This window comes from Mesorhizobium sp. M7A.F.Ca.MR.245.00.0.0 (assembly GCF_003997415.1).
Lineage (GTDB): Bacteria > Pseudomonadota > Alphaproteobacteria > Rhizobiales > Rhizobiaceae > Mesorhizobium.
Genome location: NZ_RZTE01000025.1, coordinates 44,871 through 70,573, shown reverse-complemented (window position 1 = coordinate 70,573; position 25,703 = coordinate 44,871). Strand labels below are relative to the sequence as shown.

The following is a 25,703-nucleotide window of genomic DNA, read 5'->3' as shown; positions in this document are numbered from 1 at the left end:
GATCAAGGAGAATCCCCGGCCGAAAACAGCGGACGCCGCAGCGAAGCAGAAGCAGAAAGGCGGCTGGGCACAAATCCCGGACAAGCGGCCTGTCGTCGCCATGCTGGCGACCGGCATGCTGTTGAGCTTCGCCACCATGTCGATCGAGCCGATCATCACCGTCTATGTGCAGCAGCTCATCGAGGACCAGAGCCGCGTCACGCTGATATCAGGCGTCGTCATGTCGGCGGCGGCCCTTGGCGCCATCCTGTCGGCTTCGCGCCTCGGCAAACTCGCCGACCGCGTCGGCCACTGGAACGTCATCATCGGCGCGCTTGCCGTCTCGGCACTGCTGCTGATCCCGCAGGCCTTCGTCACGCAAAGCTGGCAACTCATCGGCCTGCGTTTCCTGATGGGCCTGGCGCTGGGCGGGCTCTTGCCCTGCATCACCAGCGTGATCCGCCACAATGTTCCCGATGGGGTCGGCGGCAATGTGCTCGGGTTGTCGATTTCCGCCCAGTATGTCGGGCAGGTCGCCGGTCCCCTGCTCGGCGGCTTTGCCGGTGGCCATTTCGGCATGCGCTCGGTGTTTCTGGGCACATCCGTCTTGATGGCCGGGGGCGCGGTGTATAACTGGCTGGCACAGTCGCGCCGCGAGCAGGACATGCTCGCCAAAGCCGGCAAGTCCTGACGGGATTGGCATCCCCTGATATCACGGAGCCATGGACATGAGCACGGCCGAACGACCTTCCGACAACAGCGGCCGTATCCTCGTCCTGGCCGGCGGCCTGTGCGGCGCCGCCGGCGTGGCGCTGTCGGCCGCGGCGGCGCATCTGGGCGGCGCCTTCGTCGGCACCGCCGCATCCTTCCTGCTGATGCATGCGCCGGTCTTCCTCGCCGCCGGATTGCTTGGGGCGAACCGGATGCTGCGCATCGGCAGCCTGATCCTGCTGGTTGGGCTTCTGCTGTTCTGCGGCGATCTGCTGGCCCGCGATTTCATCGGGTCGCGGCTGTTCCCGCTGTCGGCGCCGATCGGCGGCACGCTACTCATTACCGGCTGGCTGGCGATCGCCGCCTCGGCGCTGGTGCGCATGCGTTCCTGACGCCTGCCCGCGCCAAATGTAAAAGCGTGGGCTGCTAGTCCTGCCGGCGCTCGGGCTTGATGAGCAATTCGCGATTGCGTCGCCGCAGCTTCGCCAACCAAAGCCGTTCCGGCCTCTTGGAGGCCGGCGCGATGCCCCAATAGTTGCGGTAGATATCTTCGAACAGATAGCTGACGGGATGCATGATGTGCGCTCCTTCTAGTCCCTTGAATCGATCCAATCGACAGGCGCGAAAAACCGACCCCGATCAGCTCCGCTTGCGCTTCACAAGGAACCGCAACTCGCGAACCCATGGACTGGCTTTGCCACGGCGCTTCTGCGTCGTGGTGTTCGACGAGATGCTCCAGTCGTTGCGGTAAATATCTTCGAACAGAAAATTGACGGGATGCATGGCACAACTCCCCTAAATATGTTGAATCGATCCAATCTAGAGAACCGCCGTTCGCTTAGATCGATTCAAACATACGCCTTGCCGAGACTGTGATCAAGTCAAAATTTGAACCGATCCAACGAAAGTGTTAGATGAAGGAATTCAGGAGACGAAGATGGCGCCATTGACCTCTGCAAAGACAAGACCGGTCCGTCTGGCGGACATTGCCAAGGCGGCCGGCGTGTCGCACGGCACCGCGTCCAACGTGTTCGCCCGGCCGGACATCGTGCGCGAGGAGGTCCGCGAGCGGGTCAAGGCGGCAGCCGAGGCCATGGGATATGGCGGACCAGATCCCAAGGGCCGGCTGCTGCGCGCCGGCAAGGTCAATGCCATCGGTGTCGCGACCGCAGAACCCCTCTCCTATTTCTTCGACGACCCCTTTGCCCGGGTGATGATGGCCAGCATCTCGCAGGCCTGCGACGCGACCGGTGCGGGGATTTCGCTGGTCTCCGCAGCCAACAACGAACAGCTTGCCTGGAACATCCAAAGTGCGCTGGTCGACGGTTTCATCGTCTTTTGCGTCGATGGCGGTTCAAGGCTGGTCGAACTGGCGCGTGAACGCAAACTCCCTTTTGTCGCGCTCGATCTCGATTCGGACGACGACGACGCCGTTGCAGCGATCGGCGTCGACAACATTGCCGGGGCTGGCCTGGCCGCCCGCCACCTGACCGAACTCGGACATCGCCGCTTTGCCGTGCTTACCCTGCCCTGTGCCGACGCAGGCTTCGGCCCTACCACAAGGGAGCAGGTGGAAATGGCCCTCTACTCCGCTACGCGCGACCGCTTGCGTGGCTATTTCGCTGAACTCTCCCGGGTCGGCGTCGACGTCTCGCGGGTGCCTATCTACGAAACCGTCAATGACGAGAAGAGCGTTTGGGCCGGCCTCGACCATATTTTCGCCGGTGCCGAGACGCCGACAGCCATTCTGGCGATGTCCGACAGGATGGCGCTCCATGCGCTGGACTGGCTGCGGCAGCACGACATTGCGGTGCCGGGCGATGTTTCGGTCGTCGGCTTCGACGGTGTTCCGGAGGGGGCGGTTTCCAAGCCGCCGCTGACCACGATCGTCCAGCCGATCGCCGAGATGGGCCGCCTTGCCGTCAAGGCGATCCTTGAAAATGACGGTTCGTTCAGCCGGCAATCGCTGCCGGTCCAACTCGTGGTGCGAGCCTCATCCGGCCCCTCGCCCGCCTGAGCTCAACGGCCCATTCTTGTCGCCATGGCCGGCATCGCGAAGGATGCAGCATGGACGGGCGGTGCGGCGTTGTGAGCCGGCCTGCTTTTGCCGGACCAGCCAAGGCCCGATAGCCATTCGAGATAGTAGGCGAGCGCGAACTGCATGACGATGCCGGCCGATATCAACAGGCTGTCATAGGCAAATCCGCCCGGATTGATCAGCTTCAGCACTTGCGCCGCCATTGCAAGCACCGTGCCGGCAATGAAAACCGGCAGCGATCGTTTGCCCAATATGGCAAGCGGATGATCGCGTCCGGTGCGAAACAGGTTCGAGACCGCCGGGAATGCCACGATCAGGTAGCTCACCGCCAATATATGCAGCAGCCTCGGCAGCGACAGGAACGTCTTGTCGAAGCCGGTCAGCACCGGAGGCAGGCCAAACCAGGAGATGTGCCCCCAAAGCGGGCTGTGCACCCAGACCAGTGCCACAGCGGTGTAGGCCAAGGCCGCGCCAACCAGCCAGCGATTGACCGGGATGGTACCGCCGCGACGCACATGCAATGCACCTGCCAGGCCGATGTTGAAAAGGAACTGCCACGACAGCGGGTTGAGAAACCAGAAGCCGGGCTCGGGATAGTTAGGCGGAGCAATTTGATAAACCCCCGCGACCAGCCACAGGGCGCCGGAGGCGACCAGTGCCAAGACCGGCCGATAGCTGACAATGAGCAGGAACACCGGCGTCAGCAAGAGCAGCACCGCATAGACGGGCAGTATGTTGTTGTAGCCGAGTTGGTGGCCGAGCGTCACGATGCCGATCAGCACCTGCGGCGTATTCTTGATCAACGGCTCGATGTTGATCATCGTCAAAAGCTCCGGCCGCCTGGCAAACACCGCCGCAGCGCAGAACATGGCCATCACCACCATGGTGGTGACGATGTGGGTGGCATAAAGCACACCGGCGCGGCGCAACATCTTCAGGGTTGCCAGCAGCCGGTTTCCGGGCTCGAATTTCCTGCCATAGGCGAGCGCGACCGAAATGCCGGAGATCAGCACGAAGACTTCCGCCGCATCGGAAAAGCCGAAATTCTTGTAGGTCAGATACTCGAAGGCGGTACCTGGCACATGGTCGACATAGATGGTCAGCAAAGCGAGAGCGCGGAACACATCTATGCGCGTGTCGCGCTCAGTGCGATCGGGGACACGCGCATCGCGGTCCGAGACACGCGAATCGCGGTCTGGGACACGCGCATCGCGGTCCGGGGAAATCTGGGTGGTCATCGACAAAAAGGCCTCAAAGCTGGTTGTTCATGCCGGGCAATGCGACCCCCGGCGCACCGCTTCGATTCCTCCCGAAGGAATGTTATCGGCGGAGAAACGGACTGTAATGCGCCCGGTTCAATCAACTTTCGCGGAGCTTGAAAATATTGCGTTTTGAAGCCGGCAAATTGAGCGAAACCTCATATAATCAAGAGGATGCGCGATGATCGAAGAGACCTCACAAGATGGTGCGCTGCGGCGTGATCTGGCCTTCAGCTACCGGCTTTACAGCCCGGCGGATTCAACCGGCGAATGTCTCTTCCTGCTGCATGGATCGGGTGTCAACGAGACGACATTGGTGCCGCTGGCACGAGAGATCGCACCGCGGGCCAAGCTGATCGCGGTGCGTGGCCGCATTGTCCAGGAGGATGGTTTCCGCTGGTTCGAGCGCATCACGCCGACGCGCTTCGAACAGCACAGCATCCGCACCGAGACCGATGCCTTTGCGGGCTTCGTCGCTTATGCGGCCACACGTCACCATCTCGACCTCTCGCGCACAACGTTCCTCGGCTATTCGAACGGCGCCAATCTGGTTTCAAGCCTGATGCTGCTGCATCCGGGCCTTGTCGAACGCGCTGCATTACTGCGGCCGATGCCGGTGCTCGATCACGTGCCGGCGACGGATTTGTCAAAGGTGCGCGTGCTGATGATCGCCGGCGCCGCGGATCTCACCTATTCGCCCTTCGCCCCTGCTCTGGTGACATTGCTCAGCCAGCATGGCGCCGAGATCGACGCCCGGATTGTCCCATCAGGTCATGAATTCGGCAACGCTGACGCGGCAATCGTCAGGCAATGGCTGCGGGGATTGGCGGCACAGGCAGGCTGACGGACTCACCAGCATGATCAGCCGCCTGCCCCCGTCCCATCCTGTTCCAGGCGTCCAGCCCTGCAATCTTGTAGGCTTCGGCGAGCGTCGGATAGTTGAAGGTGTTGTTGACGAAGAAGTCGACGGTGCCGCCGAGATTGATCACCGCCTGGCCGATGTGGATGAGCTCGGTGGCGCCCTCGCCGATGATGTGCGCGCCGAGCAGACGGCGCGTTTCGATCGAAAAGAGCAGCTTCAGGAAACCGGTGTTGACGCCCATGATGTGGCCGCGCGAGGTTTCGCGAAAGCGCGCCACGCCGATCTCATAGGCCGCACCGCTCTCACGCACCTGTTCCTCGGACTGGCCGACCGTCGAGATTTCCGGCACCGCGTAGATGCCATAGGGAAAGGTCTCCGGTGGCGGCGGCAACGGCACGCCGAAGGCATGGCAGGCCGCCACCCTGCCCTGCTCCATCGAAGTCGAGGCCAGGCTCGGAAAGCCGATGACGTCGCCGGCGGCGTAGATGTTGGGCACGCTGGTCTGGAACGTATGCGGATCGACCTTGATACGCCCTCTGGAGTCGGCATCGATGCCGACGACATCCAGACCCAGGTTGCCGACATTGCCCGTGCGGCCGGCGGCGTAGAGCACGACCTCTGAACGAATGGTGCGGCCATCGGCCAGTTCCACTTCGGCGGCGTCCGGCTTGGAGCGGATTTCCTTCACCGCGCTGCCCAGCCGGATGGTCATGCCGCGATCGCGCATCTGGTGGATGAAATCGTCGACGATCTCGCGGTCGACGAAATCGAGGATGGAGTTGCGCGGCTCGACCAGCGTTACCGGGACGTCGAGCGCGGAAAAGATCGTCGCATATTCGACGCCGATGACGCCGGCGCCGATCACGGTCAGCGTGCGCGGCAAGCGATCAAGCTCCAGCATCTCGTCGCTGTCGAAGATTCGGGTCTTGTCGAAAGGCACATCGCGTGGCCGGTGTGGCCTGGTGCCTACTGCGATCAGCGCATTGGCAAAACCAACTTCGCTGTAATCGCCTGTGTCGGTAGTCAGGCTGACCTTGTTGGGGCCAAGGAATTTCACCGCGGCCCGAGCGCTCTTGACCGTGTTGCGCATGAACTGGTGCTGCAGCACCTCGACCTCATGGTCGAGCGTCTTGTGCAGGCGCTCGACCAGATCGCCGACCGAGATATCCTGCTTGACCCGGTAGCCGCGCCCGTAGAAGCCGCGCTCACGCCAACCCGAAAGGTTGAGCACCGTTTCGCGCAGCGTTTTCGACGGGATGGTGCCGGTATGCACCGAGACACCGCCCAGACGCCGGCCGCGATCGACCACCAGCACCGATTTGCCGAGCTTGGCCGACTGCACCGCGGCCCGGCGACCGGAAGGGCCGCTGCCGATGACCAGCATGTCGTAGTCCATATTGCCCCGTCCCCTGCCATGTGCGCTTTTGCTGCGCCGCAGCAAGCTAATGCTATCCGCGCCGCAAATTCAACCGGTTCAGATTGCGCCTGGCGCCTTGAAGGCCGGCGCACCGCAAGAAGCCCGATCTTGATTCCGCCACAGGCCTTCACCATTTCATGGCTGAGCGGTCCGCACCCTATGTCGGACCTTGTTACGAGGAAATGACATGAACGCGCGCGTTCTCGACGGCGAAATCATCACCAGCAGACTCGACGATGTCAGGACCTATGACGGCGTGCGCACGAAGCGCATCCTGGCCTTCGTGATCGACTATGTCATCGTCGCGCTGCTCACCATCCCGTTTGCCATTCTGGTGTTCTTCCTCGGGCTTTTGACCCTCGGTCTTGGCTGGATGCTGTTCGGCGTCCTGGTACCGACTGTGGCCATTATCTACATCTGGAACACGCTGGGCAGCACCGACCAGGCCACCACGGGCATGAAGATGGTGGGCATCCGCCTCGACCGGCTCGACGGGAGGCCGATCGACGGCCTCACCGCGGTCGTCCATTCGGTGCTGTTCTGGGCCGGCAATGTCATCCTGTCGCCGCTCGTCCTGCTGGTGACGCTGTTTTCCGACCGCAAGCGCACCTTGCACGATCTTTTGCTTGGCACCGTCGTCAGCCGCACCGACCGCTGAAACGGCCCTCTGAAGAGCAGTCGCAACCGATTGAGCACAAATGTGAAGGCGTCGAGTCGACCACGCTCACATAATCCTGTTGAATTTTTCGCCGTCCGCGCCAAAGGTAGAGCGATTCGAAGGAGTGTTTCCAAGGCTCGATGACGCAGCATCCGACCCAGTCGCCGCAGTTCTTCCTGACCGCGCCGTCGCCGTGCCCCTATCTCGACGGCCAGTTCGAGCGCAAGGTGTTCACGCACCTGGTTGGCGACAAGGCGGCGGAGATGAACGACCTCTTGACGCAAGGCGGCTTCCGGCGTTCGCAGAACATCGCCTACAGGCCGGCCTGCGAGACCTGCCGCGCCTGCGTTTCGGTACGCATCCTCGCCCAGGAATTCGTCGCCAGCCGCAACATGAAGCGCGTGCTGCAGCACAATTCCGACCTCGTCGGCCACATGCACAATGCCGAGCCTTCGACCGAACAATATTCCCTGTTCCGCAGCTATCTCGATGCCCGCCACCGCCGTGGCGGCATGTCCGACATGACGGTGCTCGACTATGCGATGATGGTCGAGGATACCCATGTCGACACCAAGGTGATCGAGTATCGGCGGCGTGGACCAGACACGTTCATCACCGGCAAGGGACAGGGCGAGCTGATCGCGGTGGCGCTCACCGACAAGATGGCCGACGGCCTGTCGATGGTCTATTCCTACTTCAATCCCGATTTCGAGGAACGGTCGCTCGGCACGTTCATGATCCTCGACCACATCGCCCGCGCCAGGGCGATGGGCCTGCCCCATGTCTATCTCGGCTACTGGGTCAACGGTTCGCGCAAGATGAATTATAAGATGCGCTTCATGCCGCAGGAGCATCTCGGCCCGAAGGGCTGGGAGCGCTACACCAACGAAGCGGTCGCGCGCTGATTACTCTTTCCCACGTCCGGGCTTAAACATTTTCAATCGAGACGATGCTGGTCTTTCCGCTGGTTGGCGGAGAGCGTGCGATTGCGCCGGTCGGCCATCCTCTCCCGAATTCATTGTGAAAGTCGCTGCATGTCGTCTCACGATACTCACACCAAAGGACTTCTGCTCACCGCATTTGGCGGGCTGACGCTGACCGTGGACATCCCGCTGATCCGGCTCGCCCACGGCGAGGCATGGACAATCCTGCTGCTGCGCACCGGCTGCACCTTGGCCGCGGCACTGATCATGTGGACCATCTGGCGCTCGTTCAGCAAGAATGCGCCGCAGCTGATACCTGGCTGGTCGGGCCTGATCGTTGCCGCGATCTACGGGCTCGGCGCGATTGCCTTCATCACAGGCGTCTATAACACCTCGACCGCCAACCTGGTGTTCATCCTGGCCTTCACAACCATGTTCGCCGCGCTGCTTTCATGGGTGTTCCTGAAGGAGCGGCCGCGGCCGCTGACCCTTGCGGCATTGGCCATGATGATTGTCGGCGTCGTCATCATCGTCGGCGATTCCGTCGGCACCGGACATCTGTTCGGCGACCTGATGGCGTTGTGTTCGGCCTTTCTGATCGCCTGCGCCATCACCATCTCGCGCGCCAGCGGCAAGGATATGGGCTTTACCTCACTGATCGGCGTCGTCCTGCCTTTCGGGCTGGCGGCGTTCATGGTCTCCAACACTGGCTTTCAGGTGGAGGCGCCCTGGTGGATCATCCTCAACGGCGCCGTCGTCATGCCGATAGCGTTCTTCTGCCTTGCCGCCGGGCCGAAATACATTTCGGGCCCTGAAGTGGCGATGTTCTACCTGCTCGAAACCGTGCTGGCGCCGGTCTGGGTGTGGATGATCTTTGCCGAGACACCGACGCGCAACAGCCTGATCGGCGGCGCGATCCTGATCGTCACGCTGATCGCGCATTCGCTGTGGCAACTTCACGAGGGACGCAAGCGGCGTGGCGACCTTGCGGTGCAACATCCGGTCTAAGGCGCGTTGAGATCAGGCGCTGGCCTTCTTCGCCACGTCAGGTTCCGGCAAGGCTTCTATTTGCGGACCGGCTTCGATTTCGGCTGGCGAGCCCGGGACGACTTCATCGGCCATTTCCACCTCGCGAAGCCATTCGCGCCAGATCGCGACCAGCAGGGCCATCAGCACCGGGCCGATGAACAGACCGAGAAACCCCATGGTCTTGACGCCGCCGATGAGGCCGAAAAACGTCGGCAGGAAGGGCAGTTTTATCGGCCCGCCGACCAGCTTCGGGCGCAGTGTCTTGTCGACGATGAACAGTTCGACCGCACCCCAGAGGAACAGTGCCAGCCCGGCCATCGGCGAGCCGCTGGCGGCCAGATAGATCGAGACCAGCGTGAACGACAGTGGCGCACCGCCAGGGATCAGCGCCATGACGCCGGTCAAGGCGCCAAGCGTGACCGGCGACGGCACGCCGGCCAGCCAGTAGGCGATGCCCAGCACCAGGCCTTCGCCGATGGCGATCACGGTCATGCCGGTCACGGTCGACGAGATCGTCGCGGGCACGACGCGCGAAATCCGTTCCCATCTGGTCGGCAGGATGCGTTCGCCGAGACGGTCGACCTGGCCGGCAAAATGCTCGCCGTCGCGATAGGCGAAGAACAACGCGATCATCATGAACAACAATGTCAGGAGCAAGCCGAAAGCGCTGCCGCCGGCGGCCAGCACACCGCGATAGATGCTGCCGATGTTAGCGCCGCTGACCAGCTGGATCAGTTCACCAATGCCGCCGGGATGGCCGAAATTGGTCGTCCACTGCTGGTTCAGCCACTCGCCCACGACAGGCATGGTGGCGATCCAGTGCGGTGTCACCGCGCCATGACGGTTGGTCTCGATCGCCCAGGCGACCCATTCGCGGACCTCGTTGATCGCATAGGTGCCGGCGAGCGCGATCGGGATCACCAGGAAGGCGAGGATGAAGAGGATGGCTAAGGTCGCGGCGATGGTGCGGTTGCCACTGACCGCGACAAGCAGGCGGCGGTAGAGGGGCCAACTGGCGAAAGCGATGACGAGCGCCGCCAGCACCGGAAACAGGAAGCCGTGGAAGAAATAAACGCCGGCGGCGACGATCAGCACCAGCAGCCAGCGCGCCGCCGACAGCGGCGGAATGACGGCGGACCTGAGCGGCGTCGACAGGCCGAACAGGCGTTGCTGCCGTTCCGGTTTCTGGACTTTTGCTTCCTTCAAACGCCTGGCTCTCCCAAACACCCCTCCTGTCTATGCACTGATATAGTGCAGCAATCGTGACGATAGTCCAAATGAGTTGGGGATCTCCCCCCTCGAGGGGGAGATGGCCGGCAGGCCAGAGGGGGTCGCCGCGCGTGAAGCGCTAACCTCCTCTGCCGGCGAAGGAAGTCGCGTCCAGTCGTGCCGACCCCCTCTGTCGCCTTTGGCGACATCTCCCCCTCAAGGGGGGAGATTAGCAGCGCTACCCAAACTTCCCCGTCCTCGGGAATCCCTTCGGCACCATCCGTCCGGCCGAGGCACGCGCACCGATCCACTCGGCCAGTTCCTCTCGCGACCTTGTGAAGGTGCGGTCGGCCGAATCCTGCCAGGAAAGGCCGCTCTTCAGCGTGAACGGCTTGAGGTCGAGAAGGCCCCCATCCTTGTATTTCTGCAGGCGCACGCCCTTGCCGCGGCCCATCTCCGGAATCTCGGAGAGCGCGAACACCAGCATCTTGCGGTTCTCGCCGACGATAGCGAGATGGTCGCCGCTGACCGGGATGCAGCGCTTGGCTTCGTCCGGCGCCTTGACGTTCATCACCTGCTTGCCCTTGCGGGTGTTGGCGACGACTTCCTCCTCCGGCACGATGAAACCGTTGGCGTCGTGCGAGGCCAGCAGCAGCTTGCGTTTCGGGTCATGAACGAAGGCGGTGACGATGTCCTGGTCATTGTCCATATCGACGATGATGCGGATCGGCTCGCCATGGCCTCGCCCGCCAGGCAGCCGGTCGGCGCCGATGGTGTAGAACTTGCCGCCGGTGGTGAAGACCAGCACCTTGTCGGTGGTCTGGGCATGGAAGGCGAGCTTGAGGCTGTCGCCCTCCTTGAAGGTCAGCGTCGAGAGATCGGCCAGATGCCCCTTCATCGCCCGCAGCCAGCCTTTTTCCGAGACGACCACGGTGACCGGCTCGCGCTCGATCATGGCGTGGGCAATGTCGGTCAGATCATGCTCGGGCGCGTCGGCGAACTGGGTGCGGCGCTTGCCGAGCTCGGTCTCCGGGCCGAACTTGTCGCGAATGTTGGTGACTTCCCACTTGATCGTCGCCCACTGCTTCTCGTTTGAAGCAAGCAGTGCCTCGATCTGTTTCTTCTCGGCGCTCAGCCCGTCGAATTCTTTGCGGATCTCGAATTCTTCCAGCTTACGCAGCGCGCGCAGGCGCATGTTGAGGATGGCTTCGGCCTGGGTGTCGGTGAGCGACCAGCGGGCCATCATGACCTGCTTTGGCTCATCCTCCTCGCGGATGATCCTGATCACCTCGTCGATATTGAGGTAGGCGATCAGGTAGCCGGCAAGTATCTCCAGCCGTCTTTCGATTTCGCCGAGCCGGTGTTTCGAGCGGCGGACCAAAACCTCGCGGCGATGATCGAGCCACTCCTGCAGCACACCCTTCAGCGACAGCACGTTGGGCACTTTGCCGCGCGACAGGACGTTCATATTGAGCGGGAAGCGGCTTTCGAGCTCGGTCAGCTTGAACAGCGATTCCATCAGGATGCCGGGATCGACCGAACGGCTCTTCGGCACCAGCACGACGCGGACGTCCTCGGCGCTTTCGTCCCTGATGTCCTCGAGCAGCGGCAGCTTGCGTGCCATCAGCAGCTCGGCGATCTTCTCGATCAGCCGCGCCTTCTGCACGCCGTAGGGGATTTCGGTGACGACGATGCTCCAGGTGCCCCTGCCCTGGTCCTCCTGGAACCACTTCGAGCGCACGCGGAAACCGCCGCGGCCGGTTTCGTAGGCTTCGAGGATCGAGGCGCGGCTGTCGACGATGATGCCGCCGGTCGGGAAATCCGGCCCCTGGACAAAGTCCATCAGCTTCGCCACCGACGCGTCCCGGTTTTCGATCAGGTGAAGTGCGGCATCGCAAAGCTCGGCGGCGTTGTGGGGCGGGATCGATGTCGCCATGCCCACCGCGATGCCGGACGAGCCGTTGGCCAGCAGATTCGGAAAGGCGCCGGGCAAAACCACCGGCTCCTCGTCTTCTTCATTGTAGGTCGGCCGATAATCGACGGCATCCTCGGTGATGCCGGACAAGAGTTCGGTCGCCACATCGGTCATGCGCGCTTCGGTGTAGCGCATGGCGGCGGCGTTATCGCCGTCGATGTTGCCGAAATTGCCCTGCCCGTCGACCAGCGGATAGCGCATCGAGAAATCCTGCGCCAACCGCACCAGCGCGTCATAGATCGACTGGTCGCCATGCGGGTGGAACTTGCCCATCACCTCGCCGACGATGCGGGCGCATTTGGCAAAGCCCTGGTCGGGGTTAAGCCGCAGCAGACGCATGGCGTGCATGATGCGGCGATGGACCGGCTTCAGTCCGTCGCGCACATCGGGCAGTGCCCGGTGCATGATGGTCGACAGCGCATAGGCCAGATAGCGCTCTTCCAGCGCCTTCTTCAGATCGACCGGCTCGATATGATCGCCACCGCCATTTTCAGGCGGCAAAAGCCTTTTTCCCATGGGCTCGGACTAGCCGAGCGGGTGATTCGCGGCAAGAGCCCGACAGAGATACCGGCCCTTCTGCAACATGAAACCGCACCCCGGGGGATGTCGGCCAACATCAGCCTGTTACATGCGGGTTCTATGGCCAAGCGCGACGATATCCGGCTATCGGCTCTTCATGACAAATTCACCGGTTTGCGCAAAGACGGTGGGATCGGGTTTGCCTTTCACCGCGATTTTTGACCAATGTGCCGGGACACGCCTTTTTCCGGTCCAGTTCGTCACGGAATGGTGATGGCGCAAATAATTGAAAAAACAATTTCAGGACACTCTCAGGGACCTTGCGATGACAATCAAACGCTCAACTCTTAGGAAATTAGCCCTTTCGACCTTCTTGCTCACGCTGCCGCTGAATGCGGCCCTCGCACAGGATACGGCAGTGGCCGACCGGCTGAAGGCCGCGCTTGTCGCACAAGGTGTCGACATCACCTGGACCGGCGTGACCGGCGACAACACCAGCATGGTGCTGCAGGGCGTTGCCATCAAACCGGCGGCGGAGAAGGAAGCGCTTCCCATCGGCGACGTCAAACTCGAAGGTGTGACCGAGGCAAATGGCGGCTATGACATCGCCACCGTATCGACGGCTGCCTTCACACACAGCAAGGACGGCGTCACCCTCGACCTCAGCCCCTTCGTCATCCATGACATGACAGTTCCGGCCGACGGCGCCACCGGCCCGCTCGGCTCGCTGATGATGTACAAGTCAGCCGAACTCTCGAACATGACCGTCAAGGTCGCCGACAAGACCGCCTTCTCGATGGATGGACTTGCCATCGAGATCACGCCGCCGGCGGACGGCAAGGCGATGGAATTCACCGCCACCACGGGGAAATTCAACGCCGACCTGACGCTGGTGGACGATCCCAAGTCCAAGGAAGTCATCAACGCGCTCGGCTACCAGAACATCGCGGGCAATCTCGAAATGGCCGGCACCTGGCAGCCCACGGACGGCAAAATGGAACTGTCGAAATACGACATCTCGGTCGAGAATGCCGGCACGCTCGGCATGACCTTCAATCTCGGCGGCTACACGCTGGACTTTATCAAGTCGCTGCAGGAAATGCAGAAGAAGATGGCGGCACAGCCTGAAGGCGCCGACAATTCGGCGCAAGGCATGGCCATGCTCGGCCTGTTGCAGCAGCTTTCGTTCAACAGCGCCTCGATCCGCTTCGACGACGATTCGCTGACCAACAAGGTTCTGGACTATGTCGGCAAGCAGCAAGGCATGTCCGGCAAGGACATCGCCAACCAGGCCAAGGCGATCGTGCCGTTCGGCATGGCGCAGCTCAACAATCCGGAACTGACGGCGCAGGTTACGGCTGCGGTCAGCAAATTCCTCGATGATCCGAAGAGCCTCGAAATCTCGGCCGAGCCGCCGGCATCCGTGCCGTTCGCACTGATCATGGCGGGCGCCATGTCCAACCCGCTCGACCTACCGAAGACGCTCGGCGTCACCGTCAAGGCCAACGAAGACTGATCGAAGTAGTTCCCTTCTCCCCGTCACTATACGGGGAGAAGGTGCCGGCAGGCGGATGAGGGGCAGCGCCGACGCCTACAAATTGCAATTCATGCCGAACCGATTGCCTGTCAGAAGGCGTCAGCTGCAACGGCCGTTCGCCAATTGCCCGCATCCGCGCTGCCCCTCATTGTCCTGCCGGACATTTCTCCCCGTATAGAGACGGGGAGAAAGGGCAGTTGCAACGCCGCCGTCAGTCCTTCTTGGGCACGGCAACGCGCAGCGCCAGGTCGCGAAGCTGCTGCGGGCTCGCTTCCGACGGTGCGTTCATCAACAGATCGTAGGCCTGCTGGTTCATCGGGAACATGGTGATCTCACGCAGGTTCTTGGCGCCGAGCAGCAGCATGACGACGCGGTCGACACCGGCGGCCATGCCGCCATGCGGCGGCGCGCCATACTGGAAGGCGCGGTAGAGGCCGCCAAAGCGCTCCTCGACCGTGGCTCGGTCCAGCCCGACCGTCTCGAATGCCTTGACCATGGTTTCGGGCAGATGGTTGCGGATACCGCCGCTGGCGATCTCGAAGCCGTTGCAGACCATGTCGTACTGGAACGCCTTGATGCCGAGCAGGTCCTCGCCATTCAGCGCATCGATGCCACCTTGCGGCATCGAGAACGGGTTGTGGGCGAAGTCGATCTTCTTCTCTTCCTCGTTCCACTCGAAGAACGGGAAGTCGACGATCCAGCACAGTTCGAAACGCTCGCGGTCGACAAGGTTCAGCTCCTCGCCGGCACGGGTGCGCGCAGCCCCCGCGAAGGAGACGAACTTCTTCGGATCCCCGGCGACAAAAAAGGCCGCATCGCCGTCGGCAAGGCCGAGTTGAAGGCGGATCGCCTCTGTGCGCTCCTCGCCGATGTTCTTGGCGAGTGGGCCGGCGCCTTCGAGCTTGTCACCCTCCTTGCGCCAGAAGATATAACCCAGCCCCGGCTGGCCCTCGCCCTGCGCCCAGGAATTCATGCGGTCGCAGAAGGCGCGACTGCCGCCGGTCTTTGCCGGAATGCCCCACACCTCAGCCTTCGGATCGTTGGCCAGGATGTTGGCGAACACCTTGAAGCCGGAATCGCGAAAATGGTCGGAAACGGCCTGCATTTCGATCGGGTTGCGCAGGTCCGGCTTGTCGGAACCGTATTTGCGCATGGCCACATCATAGGGGATGCGCTGGAAATTCTGCGTCACCGGCTTGCCGTTGGCGAAGGTCTCGAAGACCCCGCGCATGACAGGTTCCATGGTCGAAAGCACGTCGTCCTGCTCGACGAAGCTCATTTCAAGGTCGAGCTGGTAGAACTCACCAGGGAGACGATCGGCGCGCGGGTCCTCGTCGCGGAAGCAGGGCGCGATCTGGAAGTAGCGGTCGAAGCCCGACACCATGATCAGCTGCTTGTACTGCTGCGGCGCCTGCGGCAGCGCGTAGAAGGTGCCGGGATGGATGCGCGATGGCACCAGGAAGTCGCGCGCGCCCTCGGGCGACGACGCGGTGAGGATCGGCGTCGAGAATTCGGTGAAGCCGACCTCGCCCATGCGCTTGCGCATTTCCGCGATGATTTTTGTACGCGCAATGATGTTCTTGTGCAGCGTCTCGCGGCGCAGATCGAGGAAGCGGTATTTCAGCCTGATATCCTCGGGATAGTCGGGCTCGCCGAACACCGGCAGCGGCAATTCCTTGGCCGCCGACAGCACCTCGATCTCGCGGGCGAAGATCTCGATCTCGCCGGTCGGCAAATTGGCGTTCGTGGTCTCGGGCAAACGCGCCTTGACCTCGCCGTCGACCCGAATGACCCACTCGCCGCGCACGGTTTCGGCGACCTTGAAGGCAGGAGAATCCGGATCAGCGACGATCTGGGTCAGGCCATAATTGTCGCGCAGGTCGATGAAGAGCAGGCCGCCATGATCGCGCACGCGATGCACCCAGCCCGACAGGCGAACGGTCGAGCCGACGTCGCTCTTCCTCAACTGGGCACAGGTATGGCTGCGGTAACGGTGCATTGTCATTGGTAAAGTCCGGGGTGCTCTAGTTGCCGGCCAAGGCATCACGGCCCGGCCCTGAAAATTTGCGCGAAAAGCGCATGGGAGGCCGGATTTGTCAAGGCAAGCGGACTTCCGTGTCCATGGTGTTCGCCGCCCGGTAGCCGCAGAGAGGCAGCGCGAGGATCAGCGCGGCACTCAGCCTGTGAAGGAAACCGCCACAGGGCCACAACCGTCAGGCTTGCTCTTCAGCTTCATCGTTGCCTTCCAGTTTTTTCCGCAGCGCCGTCATGACCCTGTGCGTGGTGTTGATGTCCTCGACCAGCAGGCCATCCGCGAGGTTTTCGATCCATGGCGCCTGCAAATGCACCGCGGCATCGAAAGTCTGTCTTCCCTTGTCAGTCAAAACGACAAGCTGCGCACGCTGATGATGCGGATTGGCCTCGAAGGCGACGAGCCCTTCCCTATGCAGGTCGTTGACGATCCGTTGGACATTCTGGCGGCTGGCTCCCAGATCGCGCGCCAGCCACGCGACTGGCTGAGGGCGTTCGGCGGTCACGACAGCGCCGAGAATCTGCCAGCGGGCGCTCGTCAAACCGAGGTCGGCGACCAGCCTGTCACCCGATGTGAGCATTCGGCTGCTGAGCCTGAACAGGTCGAGAATGAGATCGGTCAAGGCATTGCCGGCAGGTGTTCGCTTGGCATCAGGCATATGACATCCTATATTGCTATTGACATTATGTTGTCAAATTGATAATGTAATCAAGGTAACAGATTGGCACCATAACACCAATTAACGGAGCTTATCATGTCGCTCATGCGCCCACTGAACCCCGCTTTCCCGATCGACCGCCAGATCGCGATCGATGCTACCTCCGTCGTGCTGGTCAACGTCTTCACGCTCGACAAGGCCGACGAGCAGACCTTCCTCCATGCATGGCAGGATGATGCGGTCTTCATGAAGCAGCAGCCCGGCTTCATCTCGACTCAGCTTCACCGCGCAATCGGCGAAAGTCCGGCCTATTTCAATTATGCCATATGGGAAACGATGGCTGACTTCCGGGCAGCGTTCTCGCATCCCGAGTTCAGGGCGAAGCTCTCGGCCTATCCGTCCTCGGCCGTCGCCTCTCCGCATCTGTTCCAAAAGGTGGCGGTGCCGGGCATCTGCCTGGCTTAAACGATTGCAAGAATGGTGGGAAAGCCATGATCAAGGTCATTCACCCAGTCGCCGGGACGGTCGCGATGCTGACGATCGCAAGCCTCTGGCTGTCGACGGTCCTCAGTGAGATGTTTGCCTCCCAGGTGGCGATAGCCGCCGTCAAGATGGCCATACCGTGGAGCTTCCTGTTGCTCGTTCCAGCGCTGGCGGCGGCGGGAGGTTCGGGCTTTGCGGCGGCCAAGGGCCGGCAGGCCGGGCTGATCGGCGCGAAGATCAAGCGCATGCCATGGATAGCCGCCAATGGTCTCCTGGTTCTCATCCCCTCCGCACTCTTCCTCGCATCCAAGGCGAGAGCCAGCGAGTTCGACACCAGCTTCTACGCCGTGCAGGCGCTCGAATTGGCCGCCGGCGCGACGAACATCACGCTACTCGGCCTCAACATGCGCGACGGGTTCAAAATGAAAGGCCGGCTCCGCCGTCGGCCCGCTCGGCCCGTCAAAGCATCACCTCTATGACCCAAGCGCCGACAGCCGGAGGCGATGGGAAAGGTGATCTACGACCAGTAAAGCGCTGGCGGAAGAGGTCTCCGCCCGGTGAAGACGAATCTCCGCCCCGGGCAGCGGCGGCGCATGGCGGCCTGGATGGACGCCGCGCAGGCCTGGCGCAAGCATGCTGCCTTTGACCACGGTGACCGCCAGGCCCTGTTCAACAATTGCCTCCGTGGCTGAGAGGCTCGGGCTGACATAGGCCAATCGCCATGGCCGGCCTGCCTTGTTGAGCGCCTCAATTGCCCAGGAACGAAATAGGCAATCGGGGCTCGACAGAGCGACGGGCAGCGGATCGAGTTCCTCGACGGCTCGCGTCGCCGCCGCTGCCCAAATCGCCCTTTCGCGGCATATCAAATCTCCCTCGGTCGTACCTTCCGGGTGCATGGCGATGACGGCGTCGAACGAGGACCCAAGCCGTTTCAGGAGCCGGGCGGTAAGACCAATCTCCATTTCGACCTGCACCAACGGAAATCGCTCGGCGATGCCCGAAAGGAGGCGCGGCAGGATCTTGGTGCCATAATCTTCCATGACCCCGATGCGAACCTGTCCGCCCACCTGCTGACCGGAAACACGCGCAATCGCCTGCTCATTGAGAGCAAGTATGCGGCGGGCATCGATCAGAAAGCCCTCCCCGGCGGCGGTGAGTTCAACGCGGGCTGTCGAGCGCCGGAACAAGATGGTCTCGATGCGCTCCTCAAGACGTTTCACCTGCAAGCTGACGGCCGCCTGCGTTCTATTGAGCTGCTCGGCGGCTCGCGTGAACGAGAGTCGCTCGGCAACGACGACAAAGGCCCGCAGAAGGTCCGGATCGAGATTCGGGATGCTCATAGTGGAATGTTATCAAACTCATTGAGCTTATTCGATTCCTTATGGCCCGCCTTCCCGATATCCCCGGTTCCGAGCCAGCAAGGTCGGGAACCATGGAAGTCACAGGAGTGCTCGCCGCGATTCTCTCCAGCGCTTTCGGGGGCACCGCCGTTGGCGCAACGCGATATCTCGCGGGCACGCTCGATCCTCTGGCTATCGGTGCCGTCCGGTTCGGCGGCGGCTTTCTGGTTTTGGCCGCCGTCGCTCTCTGGCGGCGAGACAGGTGGCCGCCGAAGAGCGATTGGCTCGGCACTGGTGCATTGGGCCTTCTGTTCTTCGGGCTGTTTCCGGTGCTCTTCAATGGAGCCCTTGTCTACACGACGGCCGCGCGAGGTGCGCTTGCGCTTTCGACACTGCCTCTGCTCACGATGCTTGCCGCGGCAGTTCTGAAGATCGAGCCGCCGACTATCCGCAAGATCGTCGGTGTCCTGATCGCAATGGCAGGAGTGGCCGTAGCGCTCGGCACGAGCCTGACGACTGCTCCCCCAGATGCCTGGCGCGGAGATCTTCTCATGGTCGCGGCCGCTTTCTGCATGGCGCTCTACAACGTCTGGTCGAGACCATTTCTATCCCGCACCGCGCCAATCCCGTTCGTGGCGTTTGGCATGGGCGTGGGCGCGGTCTGCCTATCGGTCCTGGTGGTTTCGAGCGGAGGCTTCGCGCGACTTGCCACTCTCAGTGCACCTCAGTGGATCGCGAGCGCTTATCTGGCCATAATTTGCGGCGCCTTCATTTTCTTCCTTTGGGCATTCGCGCTCGAGCGCGCGCCGCCGACACTGGTTGCCGTCTCCATTGCGGTAAATCCGGTGACGGCATCGATCTTCGGTGTCGTCTTCCTGGGCGAACAGGTAAGCGCGAACCTGATTGTCGGGCTGATGGCAGTCCTCGCCGGAATAGGTATCGCGACGGGAGCAACCGAGCGGCTCGGCCTGTGGCCCGACGATCGGCAGTCGCGTCGCCGGCAGCGCTGAGCGCTGACCAAAGCGAAATGCGATCATCCCTGTTGGCGCAGGGAATTGCTGCTGGCGTTGGCCAAGGCGATGGTCCAATAAGGGATCACCGACACGTGATCGCCTCTTCATGTCCTCCATCCGCCCGATGATCCCGCTCCTCCTCGCCGCCGGCATACTGCTCGGCGGCAATGGGCTGCAGAGCACGCTGATCGCGCTGCGTGGTGCGCAGGAAGGGTTTTCGGCTTCCGACATCGGCCTGATGGGAACCTTCTATTTCGCCGGCTTCCTGCTCGGCTGCCTTGCCATCACTCGGATCATGAAGGCGGTCGGTCATATCAGGGCGTTTTCGGCACTGGCGGCGATCGCTTCGGTCGGCACCTTGCTCCTGGTGCTGGTCATCGATCCGGTGATGTGGTGCGCGGTGCGCCTTGCCGGCGGCTTCTGCTTCGCCGGGCTGTTCACCATCGTCGAAAGCTGGCTGAATTCCGGCGTCGGCAATCACGACCGGGCACGCGTGCTGGCGATCTACCGGATGGTCGACATCGGTTCGGTGACATCAGCCCAGTTCCTGATCCCGGTCTTCGGCGCCGGCGGTTTCGCCATCTTCGCCATCATGTCGATGATGATCACCTTGTCGCTGGTGCCGGTGTCGCTCGGCGACCGCTCCAACCCGGCACCACCCGAAGAGGTCAAGCTCGACCTGGCGCGCGTCTGGCGGATTTCGCCGCTGGGCTGCTTCGGCTGCATCGCCGTCGGCGTCACCAACAGCGCCTTTCGCACCTTGTCGCCGGTCTATGCCGAGCAGATCGGCATGTCGGTCGCCGATGTCGTCACCTTCGTCAGCGTCGGCATCTTTGGCGGCGCCATCATCCAGTATCCGCTTGGCTACCTCTCCGACCGCTGGGATCGGCGCCGCGTGCTCTTGATCACGACCTGCTGCGCGATGCTTTCGGCGCTGGCGCTGGTGTTCATCGCCGGCAGCAATCCGGCGCTCAACTTCATCCTCATCTTCATCTTCGGCTGTTTCGCCATGCCGCTCTATTCGCTGTCGGCGGCGCATTCGAACGATCGCGCCGACACGGGCGAGTTCGTGCTGATCAACGCGGCGCTGATGCTGTTCTATTCCTTCGGCGCCATTGGCGGCCCGTTCGCCGCCTCGACGGCGATGCAATATTTCGGACCGGGCGCCCTGTTTGTATTCAGCGCGGTGGTCTATGCGATCTTCATCGCCGTCATCCTTTACCGCATGCAGGCCCGGTCCGGTGTGCCGGCAGGCAGGCGCGGCCGCTTCACCGCGCTCCTGCGCACTTCGACGGTTTTCGCGCGGCTGGCCAGGAGAAACGACGATTCCGATGGTCCGGGAACCTGATGATGGCGTTGCCAAAGCTTGACGAAAGCCCCGGCGGCTGAAATCTAGGAAGACCTTACTCCTGTCAAAAGCGATTTGATGCACGTCATCACCACCCAGAAAGAACTCGAGACCGTTCTCACCGCTTTCGAAAAGTCGGATTTCGTCACCGTCGACACCGAATTCATACGAGAAACGACGTTTTGGCCGATCCTGTGCCTCATACAGATGGCCGCACCCGGCGTGACGGCGCTGATCGATCCGCTGGCTCCCGATATCGACCTGAAGCCGTTCTTCAGGCTGATGGCCAATGAAGCGGTGGTCAAAGTCTTCCACGCCGCGCGGCAGGACATCGAAATCATCGTCCACCTCGGCGATCTGGTTCCGCATCCGGTGTTCGACACGCAAGTGGCGGCGATGGTCTGCGGCTTCGGCGACAGTGTTTCCTACGATCAGCTCGTGCAGCGCATCACCGGCGCACGGCTCGACAAGTCATCGCGCTTCACTGACTGGCGCCACCGGCCGCTTTCCGACAAGCAGCTCGACTACGCGCTGGCCGACGTCACGCATCTCATCGAGGTCTATCAGCACCTCAGCGCCGAATTGGAGCGGGAAAACCGCGCCCATTGGCTCAACGAGGAGATGGAGGTGCTGACCTCCCGCGAGACCTATGATCCGCATCCCGAGGACGCCTGGAAGCGGCTGAAGATGCGGCTGCGCAAGCCACAGGAACTGGCGATCGTGCAGGGCGTGGCGGCGTGGCGCGAGCGCGAGGCGCGCGAACGCGACGTGCCGCGCGGCCGCGTTCTGAAAGACGACGCGATCTACGAGGTGGCGCAGCAGGCGCCGCGCGACGCGGCAGCCCTCGGCAAGCTGCGCACGACGCCGAAGGGCTGGGAGCGCTCGTCGACGGCAACGGCGCTGCTTGGCGCGGTCAACACCGCGCTTGCCTTGCCCAAGGAAGAGATGCCGAAACTGCCAAAGAGTTTCCAGCCGCCCGAGGGCTCGAGCGCCGCGGCGGAACTGTTGAAGGTGCTGCTGCGGATCGTCGCCGAAAAGGAAGGCGTCGCTTCCAAGGTGCTGGCCTCCAGCGACGACATCGACCGTATCGCCGCCGAGGGCGAGGAAGCCGACGTACCGGCGCTGCAAGGCTGGCGGCGCGCGGTGTTCGGCGAGGCCGCGCTCAAGCTGGTGCGCGGCGAGATCGGCATCAAGTTCGACAAGCGCAAGATCGCGGTGTTCGACCTTTAGGCGAACGGACTTCCCTTCTCCCCTGTGGGAGAAGGCAGAAGCGCTCTGCTCAGACCGCGCCGAGCAGGTGCAGCGCGAACCAGATCCATCCCAGCAGGAGAATCACCGCACTGACGAAGAATGACCGGCTGCGCAGCAGCAGATTGTTGCTGGTCAGGTGAATCCAGGCATGGAAATAGCGGGACGCGACGAAAATCCACATCAGCGACAAGGTCAGATAGTTGACGCCGTTGGTCAGGTGCAGCGTCAGGCACAGCACGTAAAACAGCACCGGCAGTTCGAACTGGTTGGTGAGATTGGCGGCAACGGTGACGCTGGAGGCCGGTTCGGCCGAACGCACCTTGAACTGACCGGCCTTCGCCTCGCCTGACCTGATTGCGCCGTATCTGCGACGACCCAGGACGCAGTAGACGATGTAGATCAGCAGCACATGCGCGAGAACGGGCCAGAAGATCGTGGTCTGGTTCATCAAGTGCCCCCTGCCCGGTTGGGCTTCGCGTGCGGCATCAGGCCTGGCGTTTCTGGCCCGCCAGCCAGAAGGCCGCGATGACGATCACCGGTATGGCGAAAAGCGCGAATTTGGTGACGGTGAGCGCCGAGGCGAAAGACAGCGAGTCCGGGTTGGCCGACAGGAAATCGGACAGAAGCCGCGCCACCGCAAAGTTCTGAACGTAATGTGCAAGCGTGTAGGGAAGCACCAGGACCAACGCGAAAATCGACTGCAGCTGCGCCGGCAGCACGCGGAAAGCCTTCAATCGCCGGCCGGTGGCCAGGATGAGGCTGACCAGCGTGACCGACAGCAGCGCCGGGAACAACAGATCGAAGGTCAGATAGTGCCAGACGAGAATGATCTCGCCGCCGCGCCGGCCGAGCGCCGTCAGCCAGGCCATGCCTTCGTCCGGCGTAAACCCTAAAATGCGCATGTCGAGTGACGGCAAGCCGCCGCTCAACTGGCGGAAATAGAAGAATTCCAGAGCCGTCATGGCGATGAAAACCACCGCCGACAGGAAACAGAGCGCGCCTGCGTGGCGAGACAGCCGCAGGATCGTTGCCGTCAGGTTCCGCCCGAGCCCGTACTGGTCAGGCTCCACCGGGATAGTTCGGGCTTTCGCGGGTAATCGTGACGTCATGGGCGTGGCTTTCACGAAGTCCGGCATTGGATATGCGCACAAAAGTGGCGCGCTCGCGGAAATCGGCAAGGTCGCGGCCACCAACATAACCCATAGCGGCTTTCAAGCCGCCCGCAAGCTGGTGCAGCACGCCAGACACAGGTCCCTTGTAGGGAACCTGCCCTTCGATGCCTTCCGGAACCAGTTTCAGCGTGTCGCGCACCTCGGCCTGGAAGTAGCGATCGGCGGAGCCGCGGGCCATCGCGCCAACCGAGCCCATGCCGCGATACGCCTTGAAGGAGCGGCCCTGGTGCAGATAGACCTCGCCGGGGCTTTCGTCGGTCCCAGCCAGCAGCGAGCCGATCATGGCGGCACTTGCGCCGGCGGCGAGCGCCTTGGCGAGATCGCCGGAATATTTGATACCGCCATCGGCGATAACCGAGACGCCGGATTTGTGCGCCGTCTCGACCGCCGACATGATCGCCGAGAGCTGCGGCACGCCGACGCCGGCGACGATGCGGGTGGTGCAGATGGAGCCCGGACCGATGCCGACCTTGACGGCGTCGGCACCGGCGTCGATCAGCGCCTGCGTGCCCGCGGCGGTGGCGACGTTGCCGGCCAGGATGCGAACCGAGTTGGAGAGTTTCTTGGCGCGCGTCACCGCGTCGAGCACGCGTTGCGAGTGGCCATGCGCGGTGTCGATCACCAGAAGGTCGACGCCGGCATCGATGAGACGTTCGGCGCGTTCATAGCCGTCATCGCCGACGCTGGTGGCCGCGGCGGCGCGCAAGCGGCCCTGTGCGTCCTTGCTGGCGTGCGGGTTGAGCTGCGACTTCTCGATGTCCTTGACGGTGATCAATCCGACGCAGTTGCCCTGCCTGTCGACGACAACCAGCTTTTCGATGCGGTGCTGATGCAGAAGCCGCTTGGCCTCGTCCTGGTCGACGTTCTCCTTGACCGTGATCAGGTTGTCACGGGTCATCAGCTCATGGACCTTCTGCGCCGGATCGGAGGCAAAGCGCACGTCGCGATTGGTCAGGATGCCGATCAGCCGCCCGACCTTGTGGCCGCCAGTGCCACCATTCTCGACCACCGGAATGCCCGAGATCGAATAGCTGCGCATCAGGCCCAGCGCGTCGGCGAGCGTCGCGTCGGGGCCGATGGTGACAGGATTGACCACCATGCCGGATTCGAATTTCTTGACCTGCCGCACCTGCTCGGCCTGTTCGGCCGGCGAGAAATTGCGGTGGATGACGCCAATGCCGCCGGCTTGGGCCATGGCGATGGCGAGCCTGGCCTCGGTGACGGTGTCCATCGCCGCCGAGAGGATCGGCACGTTGAGGTCGATGTCGCCGGCGATGCGGGTGCGGACATCGGTCTCGCCGGGCATGACCTCGGAATGGCCGGGCTGCAGCAGCACGTCGTCAAAGGTCAGCGCCAATGCGCCGGTGGACGTTTCGATGATTTTTGCCATGGCCAGTCCCTTGAATATAAAACGCGGTGGGGGAATACAAAAAAGCGCTGGACCGGAATGGACAGCGCCGACTCGTTTCTTCCCTTTCAGAATTGGCGCTGGCTGGTACCACGTCCAAGCGCCGATGAAAAGCCGATCGTCTCGGTGTTTCGCGTTCTATCCAGAAGACTCCCCCAAGAGAGCATTGAGCAGTGCGTGACGCGGCGATGCGAAAGGGCTGACGACAGTTACGCCACCCCATGTGAAGCCATCTTGCAGGTCTTCCGAAAGGAGCATCCGACAACCGGTTTGCGAAGCGGTGGACAAAATGACCGCGTCCCAAATGCTGAAGTGGTGGTCCGTAGCCAGATCAGCCGCCATCATCATTACGTCTTGCACTGTCGCGGCAACTGGAAACGCGTCGCGCCAGCTCAGAAGGGCATCCCGAGCTTCCACAGGCGGTCTTCCGGCCTTGCGGACAAGAACATTGTACAGCTCACCAAGGACCTGGACGGGAATAACAGCAGCCTCTTGCGGCAGGTTGCGCAGCAGTTCGAGAACGATATCGCGCTTCTCGGCACCGTTGACCCCTTCCGCGTAGGCAAGGACATTGGTGTCGAGCGCGACCTTCACCGCTCGTCCTCGTAGAGCTCGTCACGGGTCCAGCGTCCGACATCCAAAACAGGCTGGCGTTCGAGGCGCGACAACAACGCTAAGCGCGAGCGGGAAGCCACACCCTGCTGTCGATCCGCGGGCACGATCCGCGCGACGGGTCGCCCATGACTGGTCACAACATAGCTTTGTCCTTCGCGAACACCGCGCAGGATGAGAGAAAATCTACGGTTGGCATCGGCTGCCGAAACGGCTTCTTCCATGACAAAGTCCATATAGTAGTTATATACACTACAATAGCGTGGCGCA

Annotated in this window: 27 protein-coding genes and 1 pseudogene (1 of these 28 only partly in view); 14 read left to right on the top strand and 14 right to left on the bottom strand. The window is 62.3% G+C overall.

What is annotated here, in order from left to right:
• Nucleotides 1–670 (top strand): annotated as a pseudogene (locus EOB80_RS22910) (MFS transporter); it begins 562 nt to the left of the window's first position.
• A 37-nt stretch (nt 671–707) separates the two neighbouring features.
• Nucleotides 708–1,082, top strand: coding sequence for a DUF423 domain-containing protein (locus EOB80_RS22905; RefSeq protein WP_127272732.1), 375 nt, complete (start codon nt 708–710; stop codon nt 1,080–1,082).
• Between the two features lie 34 nt (nt 1,083–1,116).
• Here EOB80_RS22905 and EOB80_RS22900 read toward each other — a convergent pair whose 3' ends face one another.
• Together EOB80_RS22900 and EOB80_RS22895 are read right to left on the bottom strand one after the other, a co-directional pair.
• On the bottom strand, nt 1,117–1,266 hold the full coding sequence (locus EOB80_RS22900; RefSeq protein WP_127329915.1) for a hypothetical protein: 150 nt from the start codon (nt 1,264–1,266) through the stop codon (nt 1,117–1,119).
• A 63-nt stretch (nt 1,267–1,329) separates the two neighbouring features.
• Nucleotides 1,330–1,473: a hypothetical protein gene (locus tag EOB80_RS22895; RefSeq protein WP_127329913.1), complete on the bottom strand. Its 144-nt coding sequence runs from the start codon at nt 1,471–1,473 to the stop codon at nt 1,330–1,332.
• A gap of 154 nt (nt 1,474–1,627) precedes the next feature.
• On the opposite strand from EOB80_RS22895, the gene EOB80_RS22890 reads away from it, so the two are divergent.
• Entirely contained in the window at nt 1,628–2,707 is a 1,080-nt protein-coding gene (locus tag EOB80_RS22890) for a substrate-binding domain-containing protein (protein ID WP_127329911.1), read from the top strand.
• A gap of 2 nt (nt 2,708–2,709) precedes the next feature.
• Here the strand turns inward: EOB80_RS22890 and EOB80_RS22885 are convergent, their stop codons facing one another.
• On the bottom strand, nt 2,710–3,966 hold the full coding sequence (locus EOB80_RS22885; protein ID WP_127329909.1) for an OpgC family protein: 1,257 nt from the start codon (nt 3,964–3,966) through the stop codon (nt 2,710–2,712).
• A 202-nt stretch (nt 3,967–4,168) separates the two neighbouring features.
• Between EOB80_RS22885 and EOB80_RS22880 the strand changes: the two genes are divergently transcribed.
• Complete coding sequence (locus tag EOB80_RS22880; protein WP_127329907.1) at nt 4,169–4,831, top strand: alpha/beta hydrolase; 663 nt, start codon at nt 4,169–4,171, stop codon at nt 4,829–4,831.
• On the opposite strand, the gene sthA is transcribed toward EOB80_RS22880, so the two are convergent.
• A complete protein-coding gene (gene sthA, locus EOB80_RS22875; protein ID WP_245466419.1) occupies nt 4,791–6,245 on the bottom strand; it encodes a Si-specific NAD(P)(+) transhydrogenase in 1,455 nt (484 codons plus the stop codon). The two genes, EOB80_RS22880 and sthA, sit on opposite strands and share 41 nt — an antisense overlap.
• Nucleotides 6,246–6,453: 208 nt before the next feature.
• Between sthA and EOB80_RS22870 the strand changes: the two genes are divergently transcribed.
• From EOB80_RS22870 to EOB80_RS22860, 3 genes are all read left to right on the top strand, one after another.
• Nucleotides 6,454–6,924 (top strand): RDD family protein, encoded by a 471-nt coding sequence (locus tag EOB80_RS22870; RefSeq protein WP_127329905.1) that lies wholly within the window; start codon nt 6,454–6,456, stop codon nt 6,922–6,924.
• A gap of 140 nt (nt 6,925–7,064) precedes the next feature.
• Entirely contained in the window at nt 7,065–7,829 is a 765-nt protein-coding gene (locus tag EOB80_RS22865; protein ID WP_023810205.1) for an arginyltransferase, read from the top strand.
• Between the two features lie 129 nt (nt 7,830–7,958).
• Nucleotides 7,959–8,855 (top strand): DMT family transporter, encoded by an 897-nt coding sequence (locus EOB80_RS22860; RefSeq protein WP_127267506.1) that lies wholly within the window; start codon nt 7,959–7,961, stop codon nt 8,853–8,855.
• A 12-nt stretch (nt 8,856–8,867) separates the two neighbouring features.
• Here EOB80_RS22860 and EOB80_RS22855 read toward each other — a convergent pair whose 3' ends face one another.
• Both EOB80_RS22855 and parC read right to left on the bottom strand, forming a co-directional pair.
• The gene (locus tag EOB80_RS22855) at nt 8,868–10,082 is read right to left on the bottom strand and encodes an AI-2E family transporter (protein ID WP_127329903.1); all 1,215 of its coding nucleotides are present in this window, start codon (nt 10,080–10,082) and stop codon (nt 8,868–8,870) included.
• A gap of 241 nt (nt 10,083–10,323) precedes the next feature.
• Nucleotides 10,324–12,576: a DNA topoisomerase IV subunit A gene (parC, locus tag EOB80_RS22850; protein WP_127329901.1), complete on the bottom strand. Its 2,253-nt coding sequence runs from the start codon at nt 12,574–12,576 to the stop codon at nt 10,324–10,326.
• Here parC and EOB80_RS22845 point away from each other — a divergent pair.
• Both EOB80_RS22845 and EOB80_RS22840 read left to right on the top strand, forming a co-directional pair.
• Nucleotides 12,532–12,801 carry a hypothetical protein gene (locus EOB80_RS22845; RefSeq protein WP_127258120.1) on the top strand — a complete coding sequence of 90 codons (270 nt, stop codon included), beginning with the start codon at nt 12,532–12,534 and terminating at the stop codon, nt 12,799–12,801. The genes parC and EOB80_RS22845 overlap by 45 nt on opposite strands.
• 103 nt (nt 12,802–12,904) lie before the next feature.
• Nucleotides 12,905–14,095 carry a hypothetical protein gene (locus EOB80_RS22840; protein ID WP_127329899.1) on the top strand — a complete coding sequence of 397 codons (1,191 nt, stop codon included), beginning with the start codon at nt 12,905–12,907 and terminating at the stop codon, nt 14,093–14,095.
• Between the two features lie 232 nt (nt 14,096–14,327).
• Here EOB80_RS22840 and aspS read toward each other — a convergent pair whose 3' ends face one another.
• Nucleotides 14,328–16,115: an aspartate--tRNA ligase gene (gene aspS, locus EOB80_RS22835; RefSeq protein ID WP_164762687.1), complete on the bottom strand. Its 1,788-nt coding sequence runs from the start codon at nt 16,113–16,115 to the stop codon at nt 14,328–14,330.
• Between the two features lie 214 nt (nt 16,116–16,329).
• Nucleotides 16,330–16,806: a MarR family winged helix-turn-helix transcriptional regulator gene (locus EOB80_RS22830; protein WP_127329895.1), complete on the bottom strand. Its 477-nt coding sequence runs from the start codon at nt 16,804–16,806 to the stop codon at nt 16,330–16,332.
• Between the two features lie 96 nt (nt 16,807–16,902).
• Between EOB80_RS22830 and EOB80_RS22825 the strand changes: the two genes are divergently transcribed.
• Complete coding sequence (locus tag EOB80_RS22825; RefSeq protein ID WP_127271415.1) at nt 16,903–17,271, top strand: antibiotic biosynthesis monooxygenase family protein; 369 nt, start codon at nt 16,903–16,905, stop codon at nt 17,269–17,271.
• A gap of 26 nt (nt 17,272–17,297) precedes the next feature.
• Entirely contained in the window at nt 17,298–17,768 is a 471-nt protein-coding gene (locus EOB80_RS22820; protein WP_127329893.1) for a hypothetical protein, read from the top strand.
• On the opposite strand, the gene EOB80_RS22815 is transcribed toward EOB80_RS22820, so the two are convergent.
• Entirely contained in the window at nt 17,763–18,629 is an 867-nt protein-coding gene (locus EOB80_RS22815) for a LysR family transcriptional regulator (protein ID WP_127329891.1), read from the bottom strand. The genes EOB80_RS22820 and EOB80_RS22815 overlap by 6 nt on opposite strands.
• Before the next feature lie 92 nt (nt 18,630–18,721).
• Between EOB80_RS22815 and EOB80_RS22810 the strand changes: the two genes are divergently transcribed.
• The 3 genes from EOB80_RS22810 to rnd all read left to right on the top strand — a co-directional run bounded on the left by EOB80_RS22810 (nt 18,722) and on the right by rnd (nt 22,220).
• Nucleotides 18,722–19,639, top strand: coding sequence for a DMT family transporter (locus EOB80_RS22810; RefSeq protein WP_127329889.1), 918 nt, complete (start codon nt 18,722–18,724; stop codon nt 19,637–19,639).
• Between the two features lie 109 nt (nt 19,640–19,748).
• Nucleotides 19,749–20,990, top strand: a complete 1,242-nt coding sequence (locus EOB80_RS22805) for an MFS transporter (RefSeq protein WP_127273376.1) — start codon at nt 19,749–19,751, stop codon at nt 20,988–20,990.
• A 78-nt stretch (nt 20,991–21,068) separates the two neighbouring features.
• Nucleotides 21,069–22,220 carry a ribonuclease D gene (rnd, locus tag EOB80_RS22800; RefSeq protein WP_127329887.1) on the top strand — a complete coding sequence of 384 codons (1,152 nt, stop codon included), beginning with the start codon at nt 21,069–21,071 and terminating at the stop codon, nt 22,218–22,220.
• Nucleotides 22,221–22,269: 49 nt separating this feature from the next.
• On the opposite strand, the gene EOB80_RS22795 is transcribed toward rnd, so the two are convergent.
• The 5 genes from EOB80_RS22795 to EOB80_RS22775 all read right to left on the bottom strand — a co-directional run bounded on the left by EOB80_RS22795 (nt 22,270) and on the right by EOB80_RS22775 (nt 25,657).
• Complete coding sequence (locus EOB80_RS22795) at nt 22,270–22,689, bottom strand: MAPEG family protein (protein ID WP_127269489.1); 420 nt, start codon at nt 22,687–22,689, stop codon at nt 22,270–22,272.
• Between the two features lie 37 nt (nt 22,690–22,726).
• Complete coding sequence (locus tag EOB80_RS22790) at nt 22,727–23,350, bottom strand: hypothetical protein (protein WP_127269488.1); 624 nt, start codon at nt 23,348–23,350, stop codon at nt 22,727–22,729.
• Nucleotides 23,301–24,803, bottom strand: coding sequence for an IMP dehydrogenase (guaB, locus tag EOB80_RS22785; RefSeq protein WP_127269487.1), 1,503 nt, complete (start codon nt 24,801–24,803; stop codon nt 23,301–23,303). Before guaB ends, EOB80_RS22790 begins: the two co-directional genes overlap by 50 nt.
• 156 nt (nt 24,804–24,959) lie before the next feature.
• A complete protein-coding gene (locus tag EOB80_RS22780; protein ID WP_127329885.1) occupies nt 24,960–25,415 on the bottom strand; it encodes a PIN domain-containing protein in 456 nt (151 codons plus the stop codon).
• Nucleotides 25,412–25,657 carry a type II toxin-antitoxin system prevent-host-death family antitoxin gene (locus tag EOB80_RS22775; protein ID WP_127329883.1) on the bottom strand — a complete coding sequence of 82 codons (246 nt, stop codon included), beginning with the start codon at nt 25,655–25,657 and terminating at the stop codon, nt 25,412–25,414. Before EOB80_RS22775 ends, EOB80_RS22780 begins: the two co-directional genes overlap by 4 nt.
• Nucleotides 25,658–25,703 lie beyond the last annotated feature (46 nt).

What these genes read in the sequence shown, in the direction of transcription:
- EOB80_RS22905 (WP_127272732.1), top strand. Translation starts at nt 708, where the DNA reads ATGAGCACGGCCGAACGACCTTCCGACAACAGCGGCCGTATCCTCGTC.
- EOB80_RS22900 (WP_127329915.1), bottom strand. Translation starts at nt 1,266, where the DNA reads ATGCATCCCGTCAGCTATCTGTTCGAAGATATCTACCGCAACTATTGG.
- EOB80_RS22895 (WP_127329913.1), bottom strand. Translation starts at nt 1,473, where the DNA reads ATGCATCCCGTCAATTTTCTGTTCGAAGATATTTACCGCAACGACTGG.
- EOB80_RS22890 (WP_127329911.1), top strand. Translation starts at nt 1,628, where the DNA reads ATGGCGCCATTGACCTCTGCAAAGACAAGACCGGTCCGTCTGGCGGAC.
- EOB80_RS22885 (WP_127329909.1), bottom strand. Translation starts at nt 3,966, where the DNA reads ATGACCACCCAGATTTCCCCGGACCGCGATGCGCGTGTCCCAGACCGC.
- EOB80_RS22880 (WP_127329907.1), top strand. Translation starts at nt 4,169, where the DNA reads ATGATCGAAGAGACCTCACAAGATGGTGCGCTGCGGCGTGATCTGGCC.
- sthA (WP_245466419.1), bottom strand. Translation starts at nt 6,245, where the DNA reads ATGGACTACGACATGCTGGTCATCGGCAGCGGCCCTTCCGGTCGCCGG.
- EOB80_RS22870 (WP_127329905.1), top strand. Translation starts at nt 6,454, where the DNA reads ATGAACGCGCGCGTTCTCGACGGCGAAATCATCACCAGCAGACTCGAC.
- EOB80_RS22865 (WP_023810205.1), top strand. Translation starts at nt 7,065, where the DNA reads ATGACGCAGCATCCGACCCAGTCGCCGCAGTTCTTCCTGACCGCGCCG.
- EOB80_RS22860 (WP_127267506.1), top strand. Translation starts at nt 7,959, where the DNA reads ATGTCGTCTCACGATACTCACACCAAAGGACTTCTGCTCACCGCATTT.
- EOB80_RS22845 (WP_127258120.1), top strand. Translation starts at nt 12,532, where the DNA reads ATGATCGCCACCGCCATTTTCAGGCGGCAAAAGCCTTTTTCCCATGGG.
- parC (WP_127329901.1), bottom strand. Translation starts at nt 12,576, where the DNA reads ATGGGAAAAAGGCTTTTGCCGCCTGAAAATGGCGGTGGCGATCATATC.
- EOB80_RS22840 (WP_127329899.1), top strand. Translation starts at nt 12,905, where the DNA reads ATGACAATCAAACGCTCAACTCTTAGGAAATTAGCCCTTTCGACCTTC.
- aspS (WP_164762687.1), bottom strand. Translation starts at nt 16,115, where the DNA reads ATGCACCGTTACCGCAGCCATACCTGTGCCCAGTTGAGGAAGAGCGAC.
- EOB80_RS22830 (WP_127329895.1), bottom strand. Translation starts at nt 16,806, where the DNA reads ATGCCTGATGCCAAGCGAACACCTGCCGGCAATGCCTTGACCGATCTC.
- EOB80_RS22825 (WP_127271415.1), top strand. Translation starts at nt 16,903, where the DNA reads ATGTCGCTCATGCGCCCACTGAACCCCGCTTTCCCGATCGACCGCCAG.
- EOB80_RS22820 (WP_127329893.1), top strand. Translation starts at nt 17,298, where the DNA reads ATGATCAAGGTCATTCACCCAGTCGCCGGGACGGTCGCGATGCTGACG.
- EOB80_RS22815 (WP_127329891.1), bottom strand. Translation starts at nt 18,629, where the DNA reads ATGAGCATCCCGAATCTCGATCCGGACCTTCTGCGGGCCTTTGTCGTC.
- EOB80_RS22810 (WP_127329889.1), top strand. Translation starts at nt 18,722, where the DNA reads ATGGAAGTCACAGGAGTGCTCGCCGCGATTCTCTCCAGCGCTTTCGGG.
- EOB80_RS22805 (WP_127273376.1), top strand. Translation starts at nt 19,749, where the DNA reads ATGTCCTCCATCCGCCCGATGATCCCGCTCCTCCTCGCCGCCGGCATA.
- rnd (WP_127329887.1), top strand. Translation starts at nt 21,069, where the DNA reads ATGCACGTCATCACCACCCAGAAAGAACTCGAGACCGTTCTCACCGCT.
- EOB80_RS22795 (WP_127269489.1), bottom strand. Translation starts at nt 22,689, where the DNA reads ATGAACCAGACCACGATCTTCTGGCCCGTTCTCGCGCATGTGCTGCTG.
- EOB80_RS22790 (WP_127269488.1), bottom strand. Translation starts at nt 23,350, where the DNA reads ATGACGTCACGATTACCCGCGAAAGCCCGAACTATCCCGGTGGAGCCT.
- guaB (WP_127269487.1), bottom strand. Translation starts at nt 24,803, where the DNA reads ATGGCAAAAATCATCGAAACGTCCACCGGCGCATTGGCGCTGACCTTT.
- EOB80_RS22775 (WP_127329883.1), bottom strand. Translation starts at nt 25,657, where the DNA reads ATGGAAGAAGCCGTTTCGGCAGCCGATGCCAACCGTAGATTTTCTCTC.